The sequence below is a fragment of the Actinomadura sp. KC06 genome, assembly GCF_004348735.1.
GTDB lineage: Bacteria > Actinomycetota > Actinomycetes > Streptosporangiales > Streptosporangiaceae > Spirillospora.
Genome location: NZ_SMKT01000261.1, coordinates 1 through 7,634 on the forward strand (window position 1 = coordinate 1; position 7,634 = coordinate 7,634).

At 70.0% G+C, this 7,634-nt stretch carries 6 protein-coding genes and 1 pseudogene; 3 read left to right on the forward strand and 4 right to left on the reverse strand.

What is annotated here, in order from left to right; all coding sequences use genetic code 11:
• The 4 genes from E1287_RS45210 to groES all read right to left on the reverse strand — a co-directional run.
• Positions 1-223: hypothetical protein (locus E1287_RS45210; protein WP_207934761.1), on the reverse strand; the 223-nt coding region annotated here is incomplete at its 3' end.
• Entirely contained in the window at positions 220-831 is a 612-nt protein-coding gene (locus E1287_RS40660; RefSeq protein ID WP_131971063.1) for a sigma-70 family RNA polymerase sigma factor, read from the reverse strand. The genes E1287_RS45210 and E1287_RS40660, both read right to left, overlap by 4 nt.
• A 344-nt stretch (positions 832-1,175) precedes the next feature.
• Positions 1,176-2,801 carry a chaperonin GroEL gene (gene groL, locus E1287_RS40665; RefSeq protein WP_131971057.1) on the reverse strand — a complete coding sequence of 542 codons (1,626 nt, stop codon included), beginning with the start codon at positions 2,799-2,801 and terminating at the stop codon, positions 1,176-1,178.
• 85 nt (positions 2,802-2,886) lie between these two features.
• Positions 2,887-3,198: a co-chaperone GroES gene (gene groES, locus E1287_RS40670; RefSeq protein ID WP_205717442.1), complete on the reverse strand. Its 312-nt coding sequence runs from the start codon at positions 3,196-3,198 to the stop codon at positions 2,887-2,889.
• Positions 3,199-3,543: 345 nt separating this feature from the next.
• Between groES and E1287_RS40675 the strand changes: the two genes are divergently transcribed.
• The 3 genes and pseudogenes from E1287_RS40675 to E1287_RS40685 all read left to right on the forward strand — a co-directional run.
• Positions 3,544-4,779, forward strand: coding sequence for an SAM-dependent methyltransferase (locus E1287_RS40675; protein WP_131971059.1), 1,236 nt, complete (start codon positions 3,544-3,546; stop codon positions 4,777-4,779).
• A 640-nt stretch (positions 4,780-5,419) separates the two neighbouring features.
• Positions 5,420-7,069: an apolipoprotein A1/A4/E domain-containing protein gene (locus E1287_RS40680; protein WP_131971061.1), complete on the forward strand. Its 1,650-nt coding sequence runs from the start codon at positions 5,420-5,422 to the stop codon at positions 7,067-7,069.
• 236 nt (positions 7,070-7,305) lie between these two features.
• Positions 7,306-7,634, forward strand: a pseudogene (locus tag E1287_RS40685) (aminoglycoside phosphotransferase family protein); the annotation flags it as partial.

Sequence of the window (7,634 nt, forward strand, 5' to 3'; positions counted from 1 at the left end):
GGGGGGCAGCCTCGGGGGCCGGGGAGCGGGCGGTGGAGCCGGCAGCGCGCCGGGCCGCCAGGGAGTCGATGATCGCGTCCGTGCGGCGTACCGCGCTGAGGTCCGCCGGCGTTCCGGCGGCGGCCTGCGGCAGGCCCGCCGGCGCGGGGGAACCGCCGGAGTTCGAAGGCTCGGCCGGACCCGGGGCGCCCCGCATGCCAGTGAAGGGGCCGCGCTCCGTCAAGCGATCGACTCCTCTCTGGCCATCGCCCGAAGCCGGGCCAGAGCCCGGTGCTGCGCGACCCGTACAGCCCCCGCGGACATGCCCAGTACATTACCGGTCTCCTCGGCGGACAGGCCCGCCACCACCCGCAGCAGCACCAGCTCGCGCTGGTGGTCGGGAAGGCGGGTGAGCAGGTCGCGGGCGCGCTGCGCCTCGATGTAGCGCACCACCGTCTCCTCGGGCCCTGGACGGTCGTCCGGACCGTCCGGCAGGTCCTCGGTCGGCACGGCCGCGCGCACGGCGCTGCGCAGCGCGTCGGCGATCTTGTGCGAGGCGATGCCGAAGACGAAGGACGCGAAGGGGCGGCCCATGTCCCGGTAGCGGGGCAGGGCCGACAGGACGGCGATGCAGACCTCCTGGGCGACGTCGTCCGCGATGTGGTACTGCCCGGAGACCCGTCCTAGACGGGCCCGGCAGTACCGGACGATCATCGGGCGAACCTCGGCGATGAGGACCTCGATGGCCCCCGGGTCGCCCTGGACGGCGAGGCTGGTCAGCTCTCTGAGGTCACCGTCGGCCGCTTTCGCCGCGCGCAGAACCCTTATCCCACGGCCGGTGTCGTGGGGCATCGGAGGGGCGAGCCCTCCCGAGGGTTCGGCGGCGCTAGCGGTCATGGTCCCGGCGTAGCATCCCTCGGTCACGTCAAGCATGATGCCCAGCGCGGCCGGGCGTGTCTCCACCGTCCTCTACAACGGAATGGTCACAGTGCTGGAGCAGTCCTGGAGATACTACGCAGGGTGAGCGGTCAACTGCGATACGTTCCCGATTTCTACCCGCCCACACTCGGACAAACAGGTGGAAACAGCTCGTTGACCAACAGAGGGGACGTTCAGCACCAAAAGGCGAGACCCCCGTCCGGGTGGACGGGGGTCTGCCGTTGGTCTCCGGACGATCCGTCCGGGGAAGGGCGGTCTCAGTGACCGTGCCCGTGGCCGTGACCGTGGCCGCCGGCGGCCTCCTCGGCCTCCTCCGGCTTGTCGACCACGAGCGCCTCGGTCGTGAGCAGCATGCCCGCGATCGAGCCGGCGTTGGTGACGGCGCTGCGCGTCACCTTCACCGGGTCGATGACGCCCTGCGCGATCAGGTCGCCGTACTCGTCGGTGGCGGCGTTGTAGCCGTGGCCCGGCTGCAGCGCGCGCACCTTGGAGACGACGACGTAGCCCTCCTGGCCGGCGTTCTCGGAGATCCAGCGCAGCGGCTCGTCCAGCGCGCGGCGGACGGCCTCGGCGCCGGTCGCCTCGTCGCCGGACAGGCCGAGGGTGTCGAAGCCCTCCTTGGCGACGTGCACCAGGGCGGCGCCGCCGCCGGCGACGATGCCCTCCTCGATCGCCGCGCGGGTCGCCGAGATGGCGTCCTCCAGGCGGTGCTTCTTCTCCTTCAGCTCCACCTCGGTGGCGGCGCCGACGCGCAGCACGCAGACGCCCCCGGCCAGCTTGGCGAGGCGCTCCTGCAGCTTCTCCCGGTCCCAGTCGGAGTCGGAGTTCTCGATCTCGACCTTGATCTGGTTGATCCGGGCGGTGATGTCGTCCGCGGCGCCCTCACCGTCGACGATGGTGGTGGCGTCCTTGGTGACGGTGATGCGGCGGGCGCGGCCGAGGTCCTCAAGGCCGATGGAGTCGAGCTTGAGGCCGATGGCCTCGCTGACGACCTGGCCGCCGGTGAGGGTGGCCATGTCGCCCAGCATCGCCTTGCGGCGGTCGCCGAAGCCCGGCGCCTTCACCCCGACGGACGTGAACGTCCCGCGGATCTTGTTGGCGACGAGCAGGGCCAGCGCCTCGCCCTCGACGTCCTCGGCCACCACGAGCAGCGGCTTCTTCGTCTGGGCGACCTTCTCGGCCAGCGGCAGGAACTCCTGGACGTTGGAGATCTTGCCGTCCACGATGAGCACGTAGGCGTCCTCCAGGACGGCCTCCATGCGCTCGGGGTCGGTCACCATGTGCGGCGACAGGTAGCCCTTGTCGAACTGGAGGCCCTCGGTGAACTCCAGCTCGAGGCCCATCGTGTGGGCCTCCTCGACGGTGATGACGCCGTCCTTGCCGACCTTCTCGAACGCCTCCGCGATCAGCTCGCCGATCTGCGGGTCCTGCGCGGAGATGGTCGCGACGTGCGCGATCTCGCTCTTCTCCTCGACCTCGCGGGCCGACTTGAGGAGCTGGTCGGACACGAACTGGGCGGCGGCGTCGATGCCCCGCTTGAGCGAGAGCGGCGACGCGCCGGCCGCCACGTTGCGGGTGCCTTCGCGGACCATCGCCTGCGCGAGGACGGTCGCCGTGGTGGTGCCGTCGCCCGCGATGTCGTTGGTCTTGGTCGCCACTTCCTTGGCGAGCTGGGCCCCGAGGTTCTCGTAGGGGTCCTCCAGCTCCACCTCGCGGGCGATGGTGACGCCGTCGTTGGTGATCGTCGGCGCGCCGAACTTCTTGTCGATGACGACGTTGCGGCCGCGCGGGCCGATCGTCACCTTGACGGCGTCCGCGAGAGCGTTGACGCCGCGCTCAAGAGCCCGGCGAGCGTCCTCCTCGAACTCCAGGATCTTCGCCATGCGGATACTCCTCTTTACGCGATCCGCCCCGACCGGCCCGCCGAAGGCGGCGCCGACCGGGGCGGGTGCATCACGTTCTCGGTGATTACTTCTCGATGACCGCGAGCACGTCGCGGGCCGAGAGGACGAGGTAGTCCTCGTTGTTGTACTTGACCTCGGTGCCGCCGTACTTGCTGTAGAGCACGACCTCGCCGACCTTGACGTCGACGGGGACGCGCTCGCCCTTGTCGTCGACACGGCCCGGGCCAACGGCAAGGACGGTCCCCTCCTGGGGCTTCTCCTTGGCGGTGTCCGGAATCACCAGGCCCGACGCGGTGGTGGTCTCGGCCTCAAGCGGCTGGACGACGATACGGTCCTCAAGCGGCTTGAGAACAACCTTGGTGGCGGTCGTCACGATCTGACCTCCCCTTCGATTGGTCCTCGGCCGGCCACAGGTGGGCCGGCCAGCACATGTGACAGAAGAGGCGACCCTGGACCGGCCTGTCGTCGCGGGTGCCAGACCGACCTTCGTCGCTGTTGTTGGCACTCTCCCTCGGAGAGTGCCAGTCTGGAGACTATTCCGTGCCCGTTAAGCAGTCAACACGGACACGGAGACGCCCCGGAGCCGCCTGCCCTCGTTCACCGAAGGCTAACTTCACGCGCTGCCAACTGCCCGAACAGGGTCCGCGGACGTTCGCTTCTTGGACGTCGCTTCCCGGCACGGCCCCCGATGTCTCTTCCTGGACATCGCTAACGTCCTTCTATGGACAGCGCGTCGTTCAGGGCTCTGCTCGGCCCGTCCGGTCAGGCGCTGCTCGGCGAGGCGGCGGGGCTGGACGTGAGCGAAGACAGTCTGCTCGCGACGGCGTCCCGGCTCCGCGAACGGCACGATCCCGCGCTCGTCGCCGCCGCGCTCACGCAGGTGCGGTTGCGCGAGCGGGCGCTGGCGAAGTTCGGCGACGACGCCGGCCGCATGTACTTCACCCAGGCGGGGCTCGAACAGTCGACCCGCGCGAGTGTGGCGTCGCACCGTGCGCGACGGTTCGCTGATCGTCTGCCCGGCGCGCGGGTGCTGGAGCTGGGTTGCGGGGTAGGTGCCGACCTCATCGCACGGGCGCGCGTGGGTCTCGCTGGGGAGGGCGTGGAAATCGACCCGCTGACGGCTGATGTGGCGCGGGCGAACGTGGCTTCCCTAGGGCTGGACGGTCTCGTCTCTGTGCGCGTTGGTGATGCGGTTAAGGAGGAGCCTGGCGGGTTCGATGCCGTCTTCGCGGATCCTGGACGTCGAACGGCACGAGGCCGAGTCTTTGATCCTCGCTCGTATGAGCCGCCGCTGGACGTCGTCCTGGACAAGGCCGGTCGGGCACCGGCCGCCTGCGTGAAGGTCGCCCCGGGCATTCCGCACGAGGCCGTCCCGGACGGTGCGGAAGCAGAGTGGGTCTCCGTGGGTGGGGACGTTAAGGAAGCGGCCCTATGGCTTGGCGAACTCGCTGGGGACGTTGGTCGGCGAGCCACTCTGCTCCCGTCCGACACCCAGTCCGATGCCGAAACGCGTGCGTGGACGCTGACGCCGCAGGGCCTGGACGACCCGGACGTCCGCGCATGGGGCCGCTATCTGTACGAGCCTGACGGCGCCGTGATCCGCGCCCATCTGGTCGGTGAGGTCGCGGCGCTGGTCGGCGGCGGGCTCGCTGATCCGCGGATCGCGTACGTCACGTCCGACGAGCTTCGTCCGACGCCGTTCGCGTCGGCGTACGAGATCGACGACGTGCTGCCGTTCTCCGTCAAGCGCCTGCGCGCGGAGCTGCGGCGGCGCGGCGTCGGCGTGCTCACCGTGAAGAAGCGCGGCTCGGCGGTCGACGTCGACCGGCTGCGCCGCGACCTGGGCTTCGGCGGCCGCCGCGCGTCGCGCGCCGGGGCGGAGGAGCTGACGCTGGTGGTGACCCGTGTGGGACGGGAGCCGGTCGCCCTCCTCACCCGTCCCGTCCCCCGTTCGTGACCCGCGCGGCCCGGGACCCGCCCGGAACGGCGGGGAACGCCGATCGAGTCCAAAGATCTTCCCGCCGTCCGGCCGCGCCAAGCGAGACCGGGCGACGCGCCACGTCCGGGCAAATCATCTTCGCTTTCCGGCATCGCGTTCACCAGAGATTGCGGGTGCCTGGCAAGGCGGTAACGTCGAGCGCAAATCGGCACGCCGGGATGGCGAGCCCGAAAAACACCAAGTCAGGTTCGCCGACCGGGACTTCCGCGCTCCCGAATACGTCTCATAAATGGCCCGGGACCCGCCGGACGGCATGACATTCCACGAACACGTGTCGCTCCGGCCGTGAGCGGCGGCGGTCCGCCAACTGCCGATGTCGGACGAGATGTACGGACAGAACACCGGCCCGCGACCGCCGCTCCAGCACCCCTCCACTCCGCTCATCACCACAATCGGGGCGATAGCCGCAAAGCGGGTAAATGCCTTGCCACCGGAGAACTCTCGCTATTCGCCCCAGCCGGGTAACAGGCACATTACACAGAACTCACAATGTTCTCTGCTCCCCGTTATAGCGACCGCCCGAACGCACTACAGTGGCGTCTCCAGAGATTCATTGCCGTGCGTCATTTCGTCGCGCCGGCACACGAAGGAGCATCGGGTGGAAACGAATCACAACTTCCTGCAGACGGGGGGTCAACCGGTCTCGGATCGGATGCGGGAGTTGCTCGCCCGTGCGGCGCAGGACCACGTCTATGAACAGCGCTCACAGGGTCAGGTCCTGGACGAGATTCGCCAGCGGCTGGAAGGTATGGAGTGGCTGCTCCGCGAGGTCCGCGAGCGGGAGCTCAGCGGGTTGACCGGGCAGATCGACAGCGTCCGCGGGCAGATGGACGAGATGGTGGGCAAACCCCCGGAGTGGGCCGAGGGGCTGGCCGAGCACATCGAGGCCTTCGGCGAGCGGGTCAAGCCCGTCGCCGAGCTGCCCGCGCTGTGGGCCGACGTCGGCGTCGTCGCCGAGAACGTCGACGAGGGCCTGGCCCGCATCCAGTCCGTCCTCGACTCCGCGCAGCAGATCACCGACGCCACGCAGCAGGCGTCGCAGCGCATGGACGAGATGACCAAGCGGCTCGACAAGCTCCAGGGCAGCATGGAGGCCGCGTCCGTCCGGTTCAACCGGCTCGACAAGTCGCTGGCGGAGCTCGGGCACCGGTCCGAGCGGCTCGAGCATTCGATCAACGGCGTCACGGCGCGGGTCGACCAGGCGCTCGGCGAGATGGCCGAGCGGATGGAGCAGGGCCTGGAGGCCGTCAACGGCCGGGTCGAGGGCGTCGGCGGCCGGCTCGACGGCCTCGACGGGCGGCTGGACGGCGTCGACGGCCGCCTCGAAGGGCTGTCCGGCAAGATGGAGGGCCTGGACGGCAGGCTCGAGGGCGTCGACGGCCGCATCGACGGCGTCGGCGAGCGGATCACCCGGCTCCCCGCCACGCTGGAGATCGCCGAGCTGCACCGGATGCTGGCCGAGCTCGTGCAGCGCGCCCCGGCCGACCACGGCGACCGCTTCGACGCGCTGGAGAAGCACCTCGCCGAGGCCGTCGACCCGCTGATCGAGGAGCTGCGCGCCCGGCCGGACCGCGACGAGGTCAGGGCGACCATGTCGCAGATCGCCGAGACGGCCTACAGCGACGTCGCCAAGCGCATGGACGAGTTCTCCCGCCGGTTCGAGGACGTGCACGACGACGTCCGCAAGCGCATCGAGGGCATCCACGAGGAGGTCGCCAAGCGGGTCGACGGGGCGCTGGAGGAGTTCACCACGCAGGTCGACATCGTGTCCCGCCGGGTCGAGTCGGTGCACGCCGACGTCACCAAGCAGGTCGAGTCCGTCCACACCGAGGTGTCGCGGCAGGTCAGCGGCGTCCACGACGACTTCGGCAAGCGGATCGGCGACATCCACGCCGACGTCACGCGGCAGGTCGGCACCATCCACGAGGACGTCGTCAAGCAGGTCGGCAACATGCAGGAGGACGTCACGCGGCACGTCGGGGGCGTCCACGAGGAGCTCGCGCGGCGCGTGGAGGGCATGCAGGACGAGGCCGTCCGGCGCGCCGACGCGGCCCAGGCCGAGTTCGCCAAGCGGGTCGCGCACGTCGAGAACGAGGTCGGCCGGAAGGTCGACGGCGTCCACGACGACGTCTCCAAGCAGGTCAACGCCGTGCACGAGGACGTGCTGAAGCGGCTGTCCACCCTGGAGGAGACGATGCTCGCCCTGGCCGAGGCGTTGCTCCGCCCCCGCCGCGAGTCCAAGGACTGACGGCGCTCGACACTGCTCTAGAACGGGTGGGGCCGCTCCAGGCCCCACCCGAACTGCTGCGGGGGCCCAAGCGATCCACTTCCGGGGGTATTCGGATACCCACCGGAATCCGCGACGTTTGTCCGGCCTACCGCCGTAAAGACCGGAGGTGCTCCGCCATAGCACCGCGATGACGTGCATCTTGTTACGTTCCGTCTTCGCAAAATCACTCCCAATACCCTTCGGAATCCGTTTTCATGGATCAGGTGACTCGCACACCGGCTCCCGTCCTGCCGACCGGCGCTCCACCCGGCCACGCCACGCTGCGCTGGGTCGAGGAATGTCTGGGCAAGGGCGCCGAGGTCCGCATGGTGCGGCCGCTCGCGGGCGGCAGCGCGCACGCCAACCACGCCCTCCTCGTGGAGAGTCGCTCCGGCAGCGCGCACCGGCTCGTCCTGCGCCGCTGGACGTCCAGCGAACCGGTCACCGCGCGCCGCCCCCACGGCACCGAGTTCTCCCCCGAACGCGAGATCGCCGCGCTCGCGCTGCTCGCCGCGTCCGAGATCCCCACCCCGGCCCTCGTCCT

What these genes read in the sequence shown, in the direction of transcription:
- E1287_RS40660 (WP_131971063.1), bottom strand. Translation starts at nt 831, where the DNA reads ATGCCCCACGACACCGGCCGTGGGATAAGGGTTCTGCGCGCGGCGAAA.
- groL (WP_131971057.1), bottom strand. Translation starts at nt 2,801, where the DNA reads ATGGCGAAGATCCTGGAGTTCGAGGAGGACGCTCGCCGGGCTCTTGAG.
- E1287_RS40675 (WP_131971059.1), top strand. Translation starts at nt 3,544, where the DNA reads ATGGACAGCGCGTCGTTCAGGGCTCTGCTCGGCCCGTCCGGTCAGGCG.